Source organism: Actinokineospora sp. NPDC051303, from assembly GCF_055586285.1.
Window position 1 is genome coordinate 15,022 of sequence record NZ_JBVJIN010000064.1, and the last position, 15,522, is coordinate 30,543.

The window sequence follows — 15,522 nt, forward strand, 5'->3', positions numbered from 1 at the left end:
GCGGTCACGACCGGCTCCCGCCGTAGAACGCGCGGATCAACTCGCACACCCGGTCGACCTGCGCTTCGGTGAGGTCCGGGTAGAGCGGCAGGGCGACGGCGCGCGCGCAGGCGGCTTCGGCGTGCGGGAACTCCCCGCGCCGGTGGCCGAGGTCGGCGAAGCACGGCTGCAGGTGCAGCGGGACCGGGTAGTAGGTCTCGGTGCCCACCTGGTGCGCGGCGAGGTGGGCGACCAGCGCGTCGCGGCGCTCCACTTCGACGGCGTAGACGTAGAACACCGGGTTCGTCTCGACCTCGCGCTCGACCACGGTCGGCAGCCTGCGCACGCCGGAGCAGCCGCGCAGCCGCTCGGTGTAGGCGGCGGCCAACTCGGCGCGGCGGGCGATGTCGGCGTCGAGCCTGCCCAGCTTGGCCAGCAGCACGGCGGCCTGGATGTCGTCCATCTTGCTGTTCAGACCCGAGAGCACGGTCTCGTTGCCGATGCCGGGGAAGTGGTCGAGGGTGTGCCCGAACCTGCCATGGTGGCGCAGCGCGGCGGCGGTCTCGGCGATCCGGTCGTCATTGGTGATGACCGCGCCCGCGTCGCCGAGCGCGCCGAGGGTCTTGGTCGGGAAGAACGACAGCACCCCGCCCGCGCCGTGCAGTCCGGCGTGCGTGCCGTCCCAGCGCATGCCGATGGCCTCCGCGCTGTCCTCGACCACGGTCAGCGCGTGCCGCTCGGCGAGCCTGCCGAGGGCCCCGAGGTCGGCGAGCTGGCAGAACAGGTGCACCGGCATGAGCATCCGGGTGCGCGTGGTGACCGCGGCCGCAGCGGCGGCCGGGTCGAGCGCGTAGGCGACCGGGTCGATGTCGGCGAACACCGGCCGCCCGCCCGCGAGCACCACCGAGGACGCCGAGGCCACGAAGCTGAACGCGGGCACGACGACCTCGTCGCCCGCCTCCAGGCCAGCGGCGCGCAGCAGCAGCACCAGCGCATCGGTGCCGGAGTTGACCCCGACCACGTGCGCGGCGTCCACGACCCGGCCCAGCGCGGCCTCGAACTCGCCGACCGCGTGGCCGTGGGAGTACTTGCCGCGCTCGATGACGGCGGTGACGTTCGCCTCGATCTCGGGCCACAGCGCGGCGAAGGCAGCCGCCTGGGTGAAAAACGGCACCCGCGCACCGGATGGGGTGGCCGTGCCGGGCTCCGCGAGCGTCGCGGCGTGCTCCATGCCTGTCCTTTCACCGACGGTGACCGTGCGCCGACAGCCGCCGTCGGCGGCCTCCCGGCGGATTCACGGTGGGGTCACGAAGCCGCGAACCCCGGTGGTCGCGGCCACGCCGACTGACGCCGACTCCCCGACGGTGGCCCCACTCGGCCCGCTGCCCAACCTAGGCCGTCACACATCCGTTGAACCGCAACGGAAACAAAAGATCACACGGTCGTGTGGCCGTTCCCGTCCCACGTTGACACTGGTGGGCCGCGCGGCCAAGGTTGGCGCGGTCGAGCGGAGCCACCCCCGCCCCCGCTCCACAGACCACCTTCTTTCCACCCGCCCGTCCCCTCACCCGAGACGAACCGCCGCGCAGGAGGCACGACCCATGCTGGGCACGCTCATCGTGGGACTGGGCCGATCGGGTTCGGGGCTGCACCTGCCGGTGCTGCGCGGACTCGGCTTCGGCACCGGCCGCGCGCTCGGCAGGCCGCCGATCGTCGTGTTCGACCCGGCCACCGCCGTGCCGGAGGCCCCCGATCTGGTCGTCGCCCGCTCACTGGCGCACGCCGCCACCGTGCTCGACCCGGCTCGCACGGTGGTGCACCTGTGCACCGGCCCGAGCGCGCGGCTGCGCCCGCTCACCGAACTGGCCGAGCTGGGGTTCCGCCGGGTGCTGGTGGAAAAACCCCTGGCGATGGACGAAACTGAGCTGCGGGACGTGCTGCGGCTGCGCGACGCGGCCGGGCTCGACCTGCTGCCGGTCGCCCAGTGGCGGTGCAGCGAGCTGACCGCCCGGATCGTCGGCGTGCTGCACGGCGGCAGGCTCGGCACGGTCCGGTCGCTGAACTTCCTGCAGCGCAAGCCCCGCTTCGCGCGCACGTTCGCTGGCGACGACCACCCCACGGCCTTCGATGTCGAACTGCCGCACTCGCTGTCGGTCGCGCTGCTGCTGGCCGGTCCCGCCGAGGTGACCGAGGCGGGCTGCGCGGACATGCTCGTCGGCGGCGCGGTGTTCCCGGGAATGGGCGGGGCGTGGCTGCGGCTGCGGCACGAGAACGGGGTGCTGACCGAGATCCGCTCCGACCTGACCGCCCCGGTGCGCGAGCGTCGGCTCACCGTCGGCCTCGACGCGGGCGCGCTCGTCGGCCACTACCCGATCAGCTCGGCCGACGACTACGCGCAGCTTTCCGTGCGCACCAAGGGCGGGCAGGTCGACTCGGTGTTCCGCGACGACGCGCTGGCCGCGTTCATCTCCCGCGCCTACCGGCATTTCGCCTGCGAGGAGCCTCTGCTCGACGAGCCCGTCATCGGCGCGTCCGTGGTCGGCCTGATCGCCGAGGCGAAGCGGCTCGCCGGTGTGGCAACGCCGGTGGGGTCGGCCCCATGAGGCCCGCGCCATCGACACCGCTGGTGTTGGCCGGCATCGGCGACGAGGCGGGACCAACGCTGGCCGACCAGGTGGCCGCGCTCGCGGAGCTGGGGTGGTCGGCGATCGAGTTGCGCACCGTGGACGGCGTGCGGATCGCCGACCTGGACGACGCCGCGTTCGACGCGGTGGCCGACACCCTCGCCGAGCACGGCATCAGCACGGTGTGCGTCGACTCCACCATCGGCGACTGGTCCACTGTGATCACCGGCGACTTCGGCCGCGACCTCGCGCAGCTGCGCGTGCTGGAGAGCCGCTGCGCCCGGCTGGGCACCCGGCACGTGCGGGTCATGTCGTACCCGAACGACGGGCTGCACGCCGACGAGTGGGAGCGGCGGGTGCTGCGCCGGATGCGCGAGCTGGCGCTGCGTGCCGAGCAGGCGGATCTGGTGCTGCTGCACGAGAACTGCGCGGGCTGGGCTGGCCAGGGCGCCGAGCACGCGCTGCGGATGCTCGATGAGGCGGGCAGTCCGGCGCTGCGGCTGCTGTTCGACACCGGCAACGGGCTCGCGTACGGCTATTCCGCGCTCGACCAGCTCACGGTGCTGGCCGAGCACGTCGACCACGTGCACATCAAGGACGGCCTCGCTGGTCCAGTGTGGACACTTCCGGGCGAGGGTGAGGTTGATCTTGTGGGTTGTCTGAAAGTACTGCTGGACAACGGTTATCGGGGCGCGCTGTCGATCGAGCCGCACCTGAGCCTGCGCCCGCACGAGGGCGGCGGGAGCCTCGGCGCCGCCGAGGGGTTCGTCGCGGCGGGCCGCGCGCTGGCTGGGCTGCTCGCCCGGGTCGGCTCGGCGCCGTGACCGCTGTGCCCTCCGTGGCCGCCGAAGCCGCCCGGACCGCCCCGACTCTGCTGACCGACGCGGACATCGATTTGCTGCTGCGCCTGATCGACCTGCCCACCGCGGGCCCGCTGGAGACCGACGAACCCGCGCGACTCTGGGAGGCGCAACGGGAGTACGCGCGCGCCGCCGCCGGTTTCACCGTGGTGCACCACGAACCGGCCGACCGGTCGGTGCTGGACCGGCCGGGGGTGCCCACGGTCGTGCGGGCCGCCGCCGGGCCGGGTTTCCTGTACTGCCAACCGAATCTCGTGCTGCGCCTGGGCCCGGAGCGGGCGCGCACGGTGATGTTCAACGTCCACCTCGACACCGTCGCCTGCCACGAGCCGGGCCGCCGCGACGGCGCGGTGGTGCGCGGGCGCGGCGCGGTCGACGCCAAGGGGCCCGCGGTCGCGCTGCTCGCGGGCATCCGCGACGCCGTCGCGCGCGACCCGGCCATCGGCACCGAGGTCTCGGTCCTGGTGCAGGCGGTGTCCGGCGAAGAAGGCGGCGCGCTGGGCACCTTCGGCACGCGCCCGTTGGTGGAGGCCGGTTTCATCGGCGAGCTCAACGTCTTCTGCGAGCCGACCAGCCTGCGCTACCTGCCGCGCGCCACCGCCTCGGCCACCGCCCGCATCCGGGTGGCTGGCCACGGCGCCATTGACGACCGGCCCGGCGACGGCCACAACGCGACCGTGCTGCTCGGCTACCTCGCCCAGCACCTCGCCGCCGAGCTGACCGGCGACGAGGGCGGCCACGCGTGCGTCGCGGGCCTGCACACCGGGAACCTGCACAACCGCGTCTACGGCACCGGCGACCTGCTGGTGAACCTGGCCTACGCCGACGCAGACGCGGGCGCCCGGCTGACCGCGCGGCTGGAGCACGCGGTCGCCACCGGCGTCGACCGGTTCCGCGCCGCGTTCGCCGCAGTCCCGGAGCTGGCTCGCACCGCCGCCGAGGCGGCCAAGGTGACCACGGTGCGCTGGGACAAGCGCGACCTGCCAGCGCTCGCGGGCGAGGACCCGTGGCTCGACGCGCTGATGGCCGAGGCGGGCATCCCCGCCTGGCCCGCCGCAGAGCCCGCGTTCACCTGCGACGCGATTTGGCTTGCCGGGGCGCCCGCGGCGACCGCGGTGCTCGGCCCCGGCGACCTGACCGCCAACAACGCGCACGCCGAGGGCGAGTTCGTCGCCATCGCCGACCTGGCCGCGTTCGCCGACCAGGTTTCCCGCCTGCTGCGCGCGTTCCGCGCGGCCCCCGGCAGACCCCACTGACCCGCTCGCCAGCCCGACAAGAACGGCTCACCATGACCGACCTGGACACCGCCCCACGCACCCGGGTGCGCGTCCCGCATGACGACCTGCTCGACTTCACCGCCGCCGTGTTCACCGCACACGGCGCCACCCGCGCGCGGGCGCGGACCGCGGCGGAAGCCCTGTGCCACGGCGACATCACCGGCACCACGTCCCACGGGCTGGTGAACCTGACCCGGATCTACCTGCCGCTGCTGGCTTCCGGCCGGGGAAGCGCCGAGACCGAGCCGCGCGTCCTCGCCGACCGCGGCGCGTCGGTCCTGCTCGACGGCCGCGGCGCGCTCGGGCTGTGGCTGGCGGCCGAGGCCATGGACCTCGCCGCGGACCGGGCCGCCGAGCACGGCATCGGTTTGGTGTCCGTGCGCGGCGGAACGCACTTCGGCTGCGCGGGCTTCCACGCGCTGCGCGCCGTGGCGCACGGCATGATCGGCGTGGTGGCCGCGAACTGCGGACACCAGCGGATCGCCCGGCCGCCGGGCGGGCTGGTGCCGATGCTGGGCACCAATCCGCTCAGCGTCGCCGCCCCGGCGGGCGAGCACCCGCCGTTCGTGCTGGACATGAGCACCACCGCCGTGCCCACCGGCAAGGTCCGCGCGGCCGCCCGCGCGGGCCGGGACATCCCGGCAGGCTGGCTCGCCGACGACCGCGGCGCCCCGGTCACCGACCCCACCCGCTTCGACCGCGGCGAGGCGCACCTGACCTGGCTGGGCGCGCCGGGATCGGGAGAGTACAAGGGATTCGGGCTCGGGCTGATGGTGGAGGTGCTCGCCGCCCTCGTCCCCGGCTCTGGCCTCGGCCCGTCCCCGGCCGCCCTCACCGGCACGCGCCCGGCTGGCGGCACCGGCAGGCACGCCAGCCGCGCCGCCGACCCCACCGGCGTCCCCGCGGCCGGAAAATCGGGCAGGCCAACGGAAAACACTCCGCGCAACCCAGCCGACGACGACATCGGTTACCTGGTGCTGGCCGTCGCCCCCGCCGCCCTGCGCGACCCGGACAGCTACCACTACGACGCCGGGGCGCTGTTCGGGTCGCTGCTGGGCTGCCCGCCCATCGAGCCGGGTGGCACCGTCGCCTACCCCGGGGTGCCGGAGGCCCGGCACGCCGAGGACGCCCGCCGATACGGGGTGCCGCTCAGCGCGGCGCTGCACGCCGAACTCGGGGCCGTCGCCGACCGGCTGAACCTGCGCCTGCCGGGAGCGTGCTGATGCGCATCGGCGTGATCGGACTCGGCGTGATCTCCCGGTTCTACCTGGCCGCGTTGCGCGAGAGCGGACCGCTGCGGCTGGGCGCGGTGTGCGACGTGCGGCCGGAAGCGCTCGCGCCCTACCGCGACGAGGTGCCGTGCTGGCGCGACCACCGCGACCTGATCGCCGCTGGCGGGCTGGACGCGGTCGTGGTGACCGTGCCCAACGACCGGCACGCCACGGTGTGCCTTGACCTGCTCGACGCCGGACTGCCGGTCTGCGTGGAGAAGCCGCTGGCGACGCGGCTGGTCGACGGGCTCGCCATGGTCGAGTTGGCCGCGACCCGCGGCGCGGTGCTGTTCACCTCGTTCCACCGCCGCTACAACGCCCGGGTCCGGACCCTGCTTGACGACCTGCCGCACGGGGTGCCGGTGGAGTCGGTGCGGGTGCGCTACCTGGAGCGGATCGAGGACCACGTCGGCGACGACCGCTGGTACCTCGACCCGGTGCGCTGCGGCGGCGGGTGCGTCGCCGACAACGGCCCCAACGCCTACGACCTGGCGAGCCTGTTTCTCGGGCCCCTGCAAGTGTCCCGCGCCGAGATCCACCGCGACGACACCGGCGTGGACCGGCAAGCCGTGGTGGAGCTGGAAAACGCGGGCGGCGCGCGGGCGCGGGTGGAGCTGGACTGGAGCTATCCGGGCGAGGTCAAGGACATCGAGGTCCGGCTCGCCGACGGCGGGCTGCGGCGCGCGGACCTGCTGACCGGGTTCGCCGGGTTCAAGCAGTCACTGTGGCACGAGTACGCGGGCGTGCTGCGCGACTTCGCGTCGGCCATCCACACCGGCGGGGTGGACCGGGAGGGGTTGGCGGCGCTGGCATTGGTGGACGCGACGTACCGCGCGGCGGGAAACCCGCGGGCGGCGCTGATCGGGGAAGGTCGAGGATGATCGAGAACGGTGACAAACGGGCGGTGTCCGGAGTGCTGGTGAAGGTGCTGGTGCACCGCCGCGAGGACCGCGGGATGCGGTTGGAGGAGTTCGCCAGCCGGTGCGTGCGCCAGGGCGAGGTGCACGAGTTGGTGACGACCGACCACACCGAGGCCGACCCGAGCATCGATCGCGTCGGCTTCCTCGGCTTCGCCGAGATCTCGCACGGCGGCGTCATCGACCGCGGCGACGAGGTCCGCATCGGCGACCGGGTGGTCGGCACGGTCCTCGGCTTCGACGCCTGCCACTTTCCCAACCACTACAACATCTTGATCCGCCGCGAGTCCCCGGTGACCGGCGAGCAGATCGCCCTCGCGCCCGAGTCGTCCGTCCACTTCGTCCAGTCGGGAGCCCGGTGAAACTCGCGGTCGTCGCGGGCGGCAGCATCGCGGGCCTGCTCGCGGCCCGCGTGCTGCACGAGTTCGCCGACGAGATCGTCATCATCGAGCCGGACGCGCTGCCCGATGGCCCGGCCCACCGCGCGGGAGCCGCGCACGGCGACCAGTTCCACATCCTGCTCGGCATGGCCCAGCACCTGCTGTCGCACTGGTTCCCGACGCTGCTGGGCGATTTGGTGGCCGACGGGGCGGTCCCGCTGGCCACCGGCGCCGACGGCGGGATGTTCACCGATGGCCGGATGCGCCCGCCAGTTCCCGGGGACCGGTTGCTGCCGGTGCACCGACCGCTGCTGGAGTGGCACGTCCGCCGCGCGGTCCTAGCCCTGCCGAACGTCCGCCTGTCCGCCGATCGCGTGGTCGGCCTGTGCGCGTTTCCCGGCCGGGTGACCGGTGTCCGGCTGGCCTCGGGTGAGCGCATCACCGACGCCGACCTGGTGGTCGACGCGACCGGCCGGTCGTCCCGGCTGTCCGACTGGCTGGTGCGGCTGGACTACGCTCCGCCGCCGAAGCGCAGGCTGAACCTGGACCTCGGCTACGCGACCACCGTCTACCACCGCTATCCCGGGCAGCGCCTGGACGACCTGCTGGTCGTCCACTCGGCCCGTTCCTCGGCCTGGGCCGCTCCCGGGGTCAGCTGTGTCGCGGCGATCAGCCGGGACCGCTGGATCTGCACCGTCTCCGGCTATGGCGCCGATCGCCCGACCCGCGACCCGGAGGAGTTCACCACCCGCTGTCTGCGCGAACCGGCCGCCGCTTTCCGCGCATTGGTAGAGGAATGCGTTCCCGCAGGCCCGGTCTCGGCTTTCCGCTTCCCGCATAGCATCCGCCGCGACTTCCACGAGCTCACCCGCTTCCCGATCGGCGTCGTGCCGGTGGGCGACGCGGTGGCGTCCTTCAACCCCATCTACGGCCAGGGCGTCCCCTCCGCCGCGCTGCACGCCTCCGCCCTCGCCGCGTGGCTGCGGACCGACGAGAACGCGCACGGCTATTTCCGCCGGCTGAAAGTCCTCGTGGACGCGGCGTGGCGGACCAGCGTCATCGAGGACTTCCGGCTCCCGCACGTCACCGGGCGGCGCCCGCGCGGCCACCGGATGCTGCGGGCGCTCGACGGCGCGATCGACCGGGCGGCGATGACCGATCCCGTTGTCGCCAGCCGGTTCGCCGACGTGGTCAACATGCGCGCGCGTCCGGCGGAACTGCGGCGCCCCGGACTGCTGGGCCGGGCGCTGCTGGCCGCCCTCGCCCCGACGGCGCGTCAACGGTGATGTGATCGGCGGACATACCGCTGCCCTGGGGGATCGCCCCAGGGCAGCGTCCGTTCACCGGGTTTCGGCCGGTCAGCGCCCGAGCATCGGGATGTCGATCTTGCCCTGGTGGTAGTCGCGGACCGCGTCCACCAGTTCCGCCACCGACAGGTGCCCGCTGCCGTCGGTGTCGAGTTCGCGGAAAGCCTGGTCCGCCTGGCGCTCGTCCACGCCGACCGCCCCCATCCAGCGGTGGAACTCCAGCAGGCTGACCTCGCCGTCGCTGTCGGTGTCGCACAGGTCGACGATCGCCTCGATGGTCGGGCGCAGGTTGCGGTCGAAACCGGCGTCGCCCGCGTCGATCAGCTCGCGCTCGGAGGCCTCGATGAACTGTCCCATGCTCACCGTGCCCTCCGGGCCGACGCCGGTCACCTGGGCCAGTTTGTCCCATAGGCCCAGGTATGCCGAGATCAGGGCGCGCCCCTTGGGCGAGGTCTCCGGCTCGCCGAATGCCCGCAGGATTCGCCGGGCCTCGGTGTCGTAATCCGATCGGTCGATCGTGCCGTCCCCATTGGAATCCCAGAGTTCAAAGCGACGCTTCAGGCGACTGTCCTGGACGCTAGCGGTCACAACCATGCTCCTTCGCATTCCGAGGTGCGCCGCCCATTCGAGCAGCTCCGTGATCGACGGTAGCAATGACCGATACCGATCAGACGGGTTCTACGCTTCCCTTTTCGGGTGTATCCCGATACTCCCTATCGAGGTGTCGGTAATCGATCCCGGGTCCGCGTCCAGCCGCCGCGGCGGCTTCGCCGAGCACGCGTGAACCCCGCGCACGATAGGGAAACCGAGTGCTACTCGCCACTGTCCGATAGGGTGAAAATAGATACCCGACTGAGCGACTGCGACGTTCCCCCGAAATGACCAACATGTGTCTCACAGGCCCAGATCCGCGAGGGGAAATCGTCATGCATAACCCGGAAGGCTGCACCGCTCCGCCGCTGGAGTCGCACATCGTCACCAACGATGACGCTTCGGGTCCGCGGCGCCGGGCCGGGCGCTGCCCCCAGCCCGGCCGCGGCACGCACGTCGGCAGCCGCCGCGCCTGAGCCCGTGCCCCACCGGAGAAAGCAACAGCGCGCGGTGTCCGCCGACCTGGTGGTCGTCGGGCTCGGCTATGTCGGGCTGCCGCTGGCGAGCCGCGCCTGCGCGGCTGGGCTCACGGTGGTCGGCGTCGACACGGACCCCGCCGTGGTCGACGGACTGCGGGCGGGCCGCTCGCACGTGCACGGCACCGCGGACCGGCACGTCAGAGCCATGCTGCGCCAGGGTTTCACCGTCGACACCGAGTTCACCGCGGTGGCCACCGCGGACACCGTGGTGATCTGCGTGCCCACCGGCCTGGTCGACGGCGAGCCCGACCTGCGGGCGGTGCTGGCCGCGGGCCGGGCGGTCGGCGAGCACCTGCGCGCGGGCACCCTGGTGGTGCTGGAGTCCACCAGCTACCCGGGCACCACCGAGGAGGTGCTGGCGCCCATCCTGTCCGCGAACGGGCTCGTGGCCGGGGTCGACTTCAACCTCGCCTACTCCCCCGAGCGCATCGACCCGGGCAACGGCGAGCACACGCTGGAGAACACACCGAAGGTCGTCAGCGGCCTGACTTCGGTGTGCGCCAAGCGATGCGAGGCGTTCTACGAGGACCTGGTCGACTCGGTCGTGGTCGCGGCGGGGCTGCGCGAGGCGGAGACGGCCAAGCTGCTGGAGAACAGCTACCGCCTGGTGAACATCGCCCTGGTCAACGAGTTGGCCGTCTTCTGCGACCGCGTCGGCGTCGACGTGTGGGACGTGCTGCGCTGTTCGGCGACCAAGCCGTTCGGCTTCGCGTCGTTCTCCCCCGGCCCCGGCGTCGGCGGCCACTGCATCCCGGTCGACCCGCGCTACCTGGCCAACCGCGCCCGCGCGGAGGGCCTGCCCTGCTCGATGGTCACCACGGCGCAGGAGGTCAACGCGGGCATGCCGGGCTACGTCGCGCGCCGCGCCCGCGACATCCTGATCCGCGAGGGCGGCCCGGTCTACGGCGCCCGGGTGCTGCTGCTCGGCGTGACGTACAAGGCCGACGTCGGCGACCAGCGCCAGTCACCGGCGATCGGCGTCGTCCGCCAACTGCGCGCCTTCGGCGTCCACGTCGCCTACCACGACCCGCACGCGCCCACCTTCACCGTGGACGGCGAGCCGGTGCCCGCCGAGTCCGAAGTGGAGCGCGCGGTGGCCGCGGCCGACCTGGTGGTGCTGCTGCAACCGCACCGCGTCTTCGACCTCGGCATGATCGCGCGCACCGCCCGCGCGGTCTTCGACACCCACGGCCGCATGGACGGCGACCGCGTGGAACGCCTCTGACCTTCCCCCGGCCCCGGTTCTCTGCCATCGTGAGCGTGTGGAGTGGACAGACGAGGACCACGCTGCCGCCCGGGCGCGGCTGCTGGCGCTGGCAGGGCGGCTGCCGGGCACGGTGACCGAGGACAGCAACGGCCACACCGGTTTCCTGGTCGCCAAGAAGCGCTTCGCCTGGCTGCTGGCCGACCACCACGGCGACGGGAAACTGGCCCTGTGCGTCAAAGCGCCCCCCGGGGAACAGCAAGCCCTCTGCGCCGCCGACCCCGACCGCTACTTCGTCCCCGCCTACCTCGGCGCCCGCGGCTGGGTCGCCGCCCACCTGACCGGCGCCCCGGACTGGGACGAGCTGGCCGCGCTGCTCACCCAGGCCTGGCGCATGACCGCCCCCAAGCGCGCCGTGGCCGCGCTGGAGAACAAGCCTTAGCGGCGCCTCGGTTACGCCTGTCAACCCAATGACGTACCGCCATCTACCGCAGCGGGTTGACTCCGCGCGGTCGAGCACGTCGGCCGGGTGACCGGAGAACACAACTCTGGGCAGATGCCGTTCCCTGGCTGGGTTCCCTACCTTGGCGTTGTCGGCGAGAACAGCGAGATTCGCTGGCACGGCAAGGAAAACGGGATCTGCGCACGAGACGAGGGGACAGCAGATGACGACACGATTCACCCGAATCGCGACGGCCGCCGGTGCGGCCGCCGCCGGATTGGCGCTCTTGGCGGCGCCCGCCGCGCACGCGGGCACTGCGGCAACAACGGCCACGGCGAGCACGGTGAGCACCACCAAGGCGCCGAAGTGCACGGTGTGGGAGCAGAACACCAAGCGGTTCTCGGGCTGGTGCGACGGCCGCGGCCCGGCGAGCTACCGCGCGACGATCGCCTGCCAGGGCGGGGCCCGCTACGAGCACCAGGGCGAGTGGCGCTGGCTGGGTGACCGGCGCGGATCCACGGCGTGGTGCACCCCGGGCCACGACCGGGTCGCCAGCAAGTTCCAGTTCCGGACCTAAAGCGCGCTGAGCGACGCGGCCCTTGGTCGACCGGGTGCGGTTGGCCAAGGGCCGCGCTCAGCCAGTTCTCACCACAGGCCCGCGGACACAGCCCGTGCGGCGCCCGGGATCTTGGCCCGCTCGAAGTCGAGCAGGTGCCGCTTGCGGTCCAGGCCGCCGCCGTAGCCGGTCAGGCTGCCGGATGAGCCGATGACGCGGTGGCAGGGCACGATGATGCTGATCGGGTTCTTGCCGTTCGCCAGGCCGACCGCGCGGGACGCGGTGGGGCGGCCGACGCGGCGCGCGAGTTCGGCGTAGGTGACGACTTCGCCGAACCGGATGTCGCACAGGGCTGTCCACACCATTTGCTGGAACGGGGTTCCGGCGAACGACAGGGGCAGGTCGAACTCGGTCAAGTCGCCAGCGAAGTAGGCCGCCAACTGCTCGACCACCGGCCCGAACGCCGAGCCGTCGCGGTCGCCGAAGGTTTCCTCGCCCGGGCGGTGGCGTTGCTCGGTCATATACAGCCCGGAAAGGACGCCGTCGGACGCGACCAGGGTCAGCGGGCCGACCGGACTGTCCACAATGGTGTGCGTGCGCACGCGCTTCTCCTCAGGCGGGCAGGTGGTTCACCGGGTGGTCCCCGGTGGCCCACAGGTACTGCACAGCGTAGGCGCGCCACGGACGCCAAGCCGAGGCGTGCGCGGTCAACCCGGCCGGGGAGAACGGCAGGCCCAGCGCGCGGGCGGCGGCGCGCACGCCCAGATCGCCGGGGAGGAACGCGTCCGGGTCGCCTAGGGCGCGCATCGCGATGGTCTCCACCGTCCACGGGCCGAACCCGGGCAGCGCGGCGAGCCGGGCGCGGGCCAGGTCGCGGTCGGCGCCGACGCCGAGGTCGATCGCGCCCGAGGTGAGGGCGTGGACCAGGGCGAGCAGGGTGTCCCGGCGGGCGTGCGGCAGGGCCAAGCGCTCCGGGTCGAGGTTGGCCAGCGTCGTCGGGGTGGGGAACAGGTGGGTCAGGCCGCCCGCCGGGTCGTGCACCGGGTCGCCGTGGTCGAGGACAAGGCGCGCGGCGTGCGTGCGCGCCGCCGCGGTCGACACCTGCTGGCCGAGGACCGCGCGGATGGCCATCTCGGCTCCGTCGACCGTGCGCGGGACGCGGCGGCCGGGGTCCTTGCGGACGTAGGGGGCCAGCACCGGGTCGGCGGCCAGCAGGTCGTCCACGGCCACCGGGTCGGCGTCGAGGTCGAGCAGCCTGCGGCAGCGGCTGATGGCGCGGGCCAGGTCGCGCAGGTCGGTCAGGGCGAGCTGGCAGGCGATGTGGTCGGCGGTCGGCCGCAGCGTGACGATGCCGGTGCCGTGCGGCAGGCGCAGCGTGCGCCGGTACGCGCCGTCGCGCCACTCCTCGACGCCCGGGACGGCGGTGGCGGCGAGGTGCCCGAACAGGTTGTCCGGGCACAGCGGCTCGCGGAAGGGCAGCCGCAGCGAGATGACGCCGGGGCTGGACACCTGCCGTCCCGCGCGGAGCCGCAACTCGGTGGGCGGCAGGGCGAACACCTCGCGCACGGTGTCGTTGAACGTGCGGATGCTGCCGAAGCCCGCCGCGGCGGCGACCTCGCTCATCGGCAGGGCGGTGGTCTCGATCAGCAGCCGCGCGGTCTGCGCGCGCTGCGCCCTGGCCAACGCGAGCGGACCCGCGCCGAACTCGGCGAGCAACTGCCGCTCCACCTGCCGGACGCTGTAACCCAGGCGCGCGGCCAGACCGGGAACCCCCGCGCGGTCGACGACACCGTCGGCGATCAGCCGCATCGCGCGCGCGGCCAAATCGGCGCGCTCGTTCCACTGCGGCGACCCGGGGCTGGCGTCCGGGCGGCACCGCTTGCACGCCCGGTATCCGGCCTGCTGGGCGGCGGCGGCGCTGGGAAAGAAAGCCATGTTCTCCGCTTTGGGCGGCATACCCGGGCAACTCGGACGGCAGTAGATGCGGGTGGTCCGGACCGCGGTGAAAAACCAGCCGTCGAACCGCGCGTCCTTGGACCGCACAGCACGCACGCAGCGGTCGAAATCCTCATGCACCCGCACAGGATGGTCTTCGACGCCACAGAGCTGCTAGCGGTAAAACGACTTGTGCGTCCAGAAGACGGCGGTGTCGTTTTTTCGCCAATCCCGGGTTCCGGTTTTTGTCGGTGGGTGGTGCTTGGCTCTTGGGTATGACCACTTCGCACCAGGATCGGGCCGCGCTGTTCCACGCACTGCACACCGGCGGCGAGGTGCTGGCCTTGGCAAATGCCTGGGATGTCGCCAGTGCCCGCGTGTCCGTGGCCGAGGGCGTGCGCGCGGTGGCGACCACCAGCGCGGGCGTGGCCTGGAGCCTCGGCGCACCTGACGGCGACCGGCTCGACCGGACCCGGGCGGTCGACCTCGTGGCCCGGGTGGTCGCCGCTGTGGACGTCCCCGTCACAGCGGATATCGAGACCGGGTTCGGCACGACGCCCGACGACGTCGCCGACACGATCCGGGCTGTGCTTACCGCCGGGGCGGTAGGCGTGAACATTGAGGACTCCTTCGCGACGGACAGCGGTCCATTGCGCACCGTGGACGAGCAGACCGACCGGTTAGCCGCGGCCCGATCAGCGGCCGAAGAAGCGGGAATCCCGCTCTATATCAACGCGCGCACCGACACCTACCTGCGCGCGGTCGGCGACGCGGACACTCGTTTCAAGTCCACCGTGGAACGCGCGAACGCCTACCTCACGGCAGGCGCGTCGGGCATCTTCGTGCCCGGACTGGCCGACCTCGACACGATCACCGCGCTGGCCCGGGAGATCCCCGCGCCGCTGAACGTCACCGTGAGCCCAAGGTCACCCAGTGTCGGCGAGCTTCGAGCGGCGGGCGTCGCCCGGGTCAGCCTGGGCCCGGCGGTCGCCGAGGCGGCCTACGGCCTCATGCGCAGCGCTACTCGCGAGTTGCTCGCGTCGGGTACGTATAAATCGGTACCGGACGCGATGACGTGGGGGGAGCTGAACGGCCTACTCGCCAGGTGATCGCGGTTGGCCAGGAACCTTCCGGGGTACCTGAGCCGTTGAACGGACGAGAGTCCAAGGTCGTCCATCGGCACGGAAGGAGCGCCATGCCTCTGCTGAAGAAGCTGACCGCGCTGGCGGGGGCCGCAGCGGCGGCCCGGAAGTACGCGCAGAAGAACCCGGAGAAGGTGAACCGGCTGGCCACGAAGGCCGGTCAGTTCGTGGACCAGCGGACCAAGGGCAAGTACCACCGCCAGATCGACGGAGCGGTGCGGAAAGTCCGGTCGGTGACGGGGCCTCGTCCGCCTGCCGCTCGCTGAGGTCTCAGGGGTTGGCTCCCTTGGGGCTGGCCGGTCCGCTCGGTTTCGTGGGGCTCGCTTGGGTGGGTTGCTCGATCGGGTGGAGCGGGTTCCCTGGGTGGCTGGGTTGTGGGGTCTGCTCGATGGGGTGGAGTGGCTTCTTTGGGGCCCCTACGAAGGAAGATCCCGTCGTGGGAAAGACGGGTGGGGAGCCTACGGCCCCACGACCACGGCAAGTTTAGGGATCTTCCTT

General features: G+C 72.6%; 17 protein-coding genes. 13 read left to right on the forward strand and 4 right to left on the reverse strand.

Features of this window, described 5'->3' with window-relative positions:
• Nucleotides 1-4 precede the first annotated feature (4 nt).
• Entirely contained in the window at nucleotides 5-1,210 is a 1,206-nt protein-coding gene (locus ACZ6SD_RS29450) for a DegT/DnrJ/EryC1/StrS family aminotransferase (RefSeq protein ID WP_465320273.1), read from the reverse strand.
• A gap of 370 nt (nucleotides 1,211-1,580) precedes the next feature.
• Here ACZ6SD_RS29450 and ACZ6SD_RS29455 point away from each other — a divergent pair, with 370 nt between their 5' ends.
• Genes ACZ6SD_RS29455 through ACZ6SD_RS29485 form a run of 7 tightly spaced genes read left to right on the forward strand, consistent with a single transcriptional unit; the run spans nucleotide 1,581 to nucleotide 8,594 of the window.
• Nucleotides 1,581-2,582, forward strand: coding sequence for a Gfo/Idh/MocA family oxidoreductase (locus tag ACZ6SD_RS29455; protein WP_465320274.1), 1,002 nt, complete (start codon nucleotides 1,581-1,583; stop codon nucleotides 2,580-2,582).
• Entirely contained in the window at nucleotides 2,579-3,427 is an 849-nt protein-coding gene (locus ACZ6SD_RS29460; protein ID WP_465320275.1) for a sugar phosphate isomerase/epimerase family protein, read from the forward strand. Before ACZ6SD_RS29455 ends, ACZ6SD_RS29460 begins: the two co-directional genes overlap by 4 nt.
• Nucleotides 3,424-4,719, forward strand: a complete 1,296-nt coding sequence (locus tag ACZ6SD_RS29465; protein WP_465320276.1) for a M20/M25/M40 family metallo-hydrolase — start codon at nucleotides 3,424-3,426, stop codon at nucleotides 4,717-4,719. Before ACZ6SD_RS29460 ends, ACZ6SD_RS29465 begins: the two co-directional genes overlap by 4 nt.
• A 32-nt stretch (nucleotides 4,720-4,751) precedes the next feature.
• Complete coding sequence (locus ACZ6SD_RS29470; protein WP_465320277.1) at nucleotides 4,752-5,963, forward strand: Ldh family oxidoreductase; 1,212 nt, start codon at nucleotides 4,752-4,754, stop codon at nucleotides 5,961-5,963.
• Nucleotides 5,963-6,892 carry a Gfo/Idh/MocA family protein gene (locus tag ACZ6SD_RS29475; protein WP_465320278.1) on the forward strand — a complete coding sequence of 310 codons (930 nt, stop codon included), beginning with the start codon at nucleotides 5,963-5,965 and terminating at the stop codon, nucleotides 6,890-6,892. Before ACZ6SD_RS29470 ends, ACZ6SD_RS29475 begins: the two co-directional genes overlap by 1 nt.
• Entirely contained in the window at nucleotides 6,889-7,290 is a 402-nt protein-coding gene (locus ACZ6SD_RS29480) for a DUF6917 domain-containing protein (RefSeq protein WP_465320279.1), read from the forward strand. Before ACZ6SD_RS29475 ends, ACZ6SD_RS29480 begins: the two co-directional genes overlap by 4 nt.
• The gene (locus ACZ6SD_RS29485; protein ID WP_465320280.1) at nucleotides 7,287-8,594 is read left to right on the forward strand and encodes an FAD-dependent oxidoreductase; all 1,308 of its coding nucleotides are present in this window, start codon (nucleotides 7,287-7,289) and stop codon (nucleotides 8,592-8,594) included. The genes ACZ6SD_RS29480 and ACZ6SD_RS29485 overlap by 4 nt, the downstream gene beginning before the upstream one ends.
• A gap of 72 nt (nucleotides 8,595-8,666) precedes the next feature.
• On the opposite strand, the gene ACZ6SD_RS29490 is transcribed toward ACZ6SD_RS29485, so the two are convergent.
• Nucleotides 8,667-9,203, reverse strand: a complete 537-nt coding sequence (locus ACZ6SD_RS29490) for an EF-hand domain-containing protein (protein WP_465320281.1) — start codon at nucleotides 9,201-9,203, stop codon at nucleotides 8,667-8,669.
• Between the two features lie 338 nt (nucleotides 9,204-9,541).
• On the opposite strand from ACZ6SD_RS29490, the gene ACZ6SD_RS29495 reads away from it, so the two are divergent.
• The 4 genes from ACZ6SD_RS29495 (at nucleotide 9,542) to ACZ6SD_RS29510 (ending at nucleotide 11,968) form a co-directional block, all read left to right on the forward strand.
• Nucleotides 9,542-9,682, forward strand: coding sequence for a hypothetical protein (locus ACZ6SD_RS29495; protein WP_465320282.1), 141 nt, complete (start codon nucleotides 9,542-9,544; stop codon nucleotides 9,680-9,682).
• 34 nt (nucleotides 9,683-9,716) lie between these two features.
• On the forward strand, nucleotides 9,717-10,970 hold the full coding sequence (locus tag ACZ6SD_RS29500; RefSeq protein ID WP_465320283.1) for a nucleotide sugar dehydrogenase: 1,254 nt from the start codon (nucleotides 9,717-9,719) through the stop codon (nucleotides 10,968-10,970).
• Between the two features lie 37 nt (nucleotides 10,971-11,007).
• Nucleotides 11,008-11,391, forward strand: coding sequence for an MmcQ/YjbR family DNA-binding protein (locus ACZ6SD_RS29505; protein ID WP_465320284.1), 384 nt, complete (start codon nucleotides 11,008-11,010; stop codon nucleotides 11,389-11,391).
• A 223-nt stretch (nucleotides 11,392-11,614) separates the two neighbouring features.
• The gene (locus tag ACZ6SD_RS29510) at nucleotides 11,615-11,968 is read left to right on the forward strand and encodes a hypothetical protein (RefSeq protein WP_465320285.1); all 354 of its coding nucleotides are present in this window, start codon (nucleotides 11,615-11,617) and stop codon (nucleotides 11,966-11,968) included.
• 68 nt (nucleotides 11,969-12,036) lie between these two features.
• Here the strand turns inward: ACZ6SD_RS29510 and ACZ6SD_RS29515 are convergent, their stop codons facing one another.
• Complete coding sequence (locus ACZ6SD_RS29515) at nucleotides 12,037-12,549, reverse strand: methylated-DNA--[protein]-cysteine S-methyltransferase (protein ID WP_465320286.1); 513 nt, start codon at nucleotides 12,547-12,549, stop codon at nucleotides 12,037-12,039.
• Nucleotides 12,550-12,559: 10 nt separating this feature from the next.
• Entirely contained in the window at nucleotides 12,560-14,023 is a 1,464-nt protein-coding gene (locus tag ACZ6SD_RS29520; protein ID WP_465320287.1) for an AlkA N-terminal domain-containing protein, read from the reverse strand.
• Nucleotides 14,024-14,157: 134 nt separating this feature from the next.
• Here ACZ6SD_RS29520 and ACZ6SD_RS29525 point away from each other — a divergent pair, with 134 nt between their 5' ends.
• Both ACZ6SD_RS29525 and ACZ6SD_RS29530 read left to right on the forward strand, forming a co-directional pair.
• Nucleotides 14,158-14,991 carry an isocitrate lyase/PEP mutase family protein gene (locus ACZ6SD_RS29525; protein WP_465320288.1) on the forward strand — a complete coding sequence of 278 codons (834 nt, stop codon included), beginning with the start codon at nucleotides 14,158-14,160 and terminating at the stop codon, nucleotides 14,989-14,991.
• 86 nt (nucleotides 14,992-15,077) lie between these two features.
• Nucleotides 15,078-15,290: an antitoxin gene (locus ACZ6SD_RS29530; RefSeq protein WP_465320289.1), complete on the forward strand. Its 213-nt coding sequence runs from the start codon at nucleotides 15,078-15,080 to the stop codon at nucleotides 15,288-15,290.
• Nucleotides 15,291-15,522: the final 232 nt, after the last annotated feature.

Coding starts and splice junctions, on each gene's coding strand:
- ACZ6SD_RS29475 (WP_465320278.1), top strand. CDS start 5,963: ATGCGCATCGGCGTGATCGGACTCGGCGTGATCTCCCGGTTCTACCTG.
- ACZ6SD_RS29525 (WP_465320288.1), top strand. CDS start 14,158: ATGACCACTTCGCACCAGGATCGGGCCGCGCTGTTCCACGCACTGCAC.
- ACZ6SD_RS29510 (WP_465320285.1), top strand. CDS start 11,615: ATGACGACACGATTCACCCGAATCGCGACGGCCGCCGGTGCGGCCGCC.
- ACZ6SD_RS29530 (WP_465320289.1), top strand. CDS start 15,078: ATGCCTCTGCTGAAGAAGCTGACCGCGCTGGCGGGGGCCGCAGCGGCG.
- ACZ6SD_RS29495 (WP_465320282.1), top strand. CDS start 9,542: ATGCATAACCCGGAAGGCTGCACCGCTCCGCCGCTGGAGTCGCACATC.
- ACZ6SD_RS29460 (WP_465320275.1), top strand. CDS start 2,579: ATGAGGCCCGCGCCATCGACACCGCTGGTGTTGGCCGGCATCGGCGAC.
- ACZ6SD_RS29470 (WP_465320277.1), top strand. CDS start 4,752: ATGACCGACCTGGACACCGCCCCACGCACCCGGGTGCGCGTCCCGCAT.
- ACZ6SD_RS29450 (WP_465320273.1), bottom strand. CDS start 1,210: ATGGAGCACGCCGCGACGCTCGCGGAGCCCGGCACGGCCACCCCATCC.
- ACZ6SD_RS29455 (WP_465320274.1), top strand. CDS start 1,581: ATGCTGGGCACGCTCATCGTGGGACTGGGCCGATCGGGTTCGGGGCTG.
- ACZ6SD_RS29480 (WP_465320279.1), top strand. CDS start 6,889: ATGATCGAGAACGGTGACAAACGGGCGGTGTCCGGAGTGCTGGTGAAG.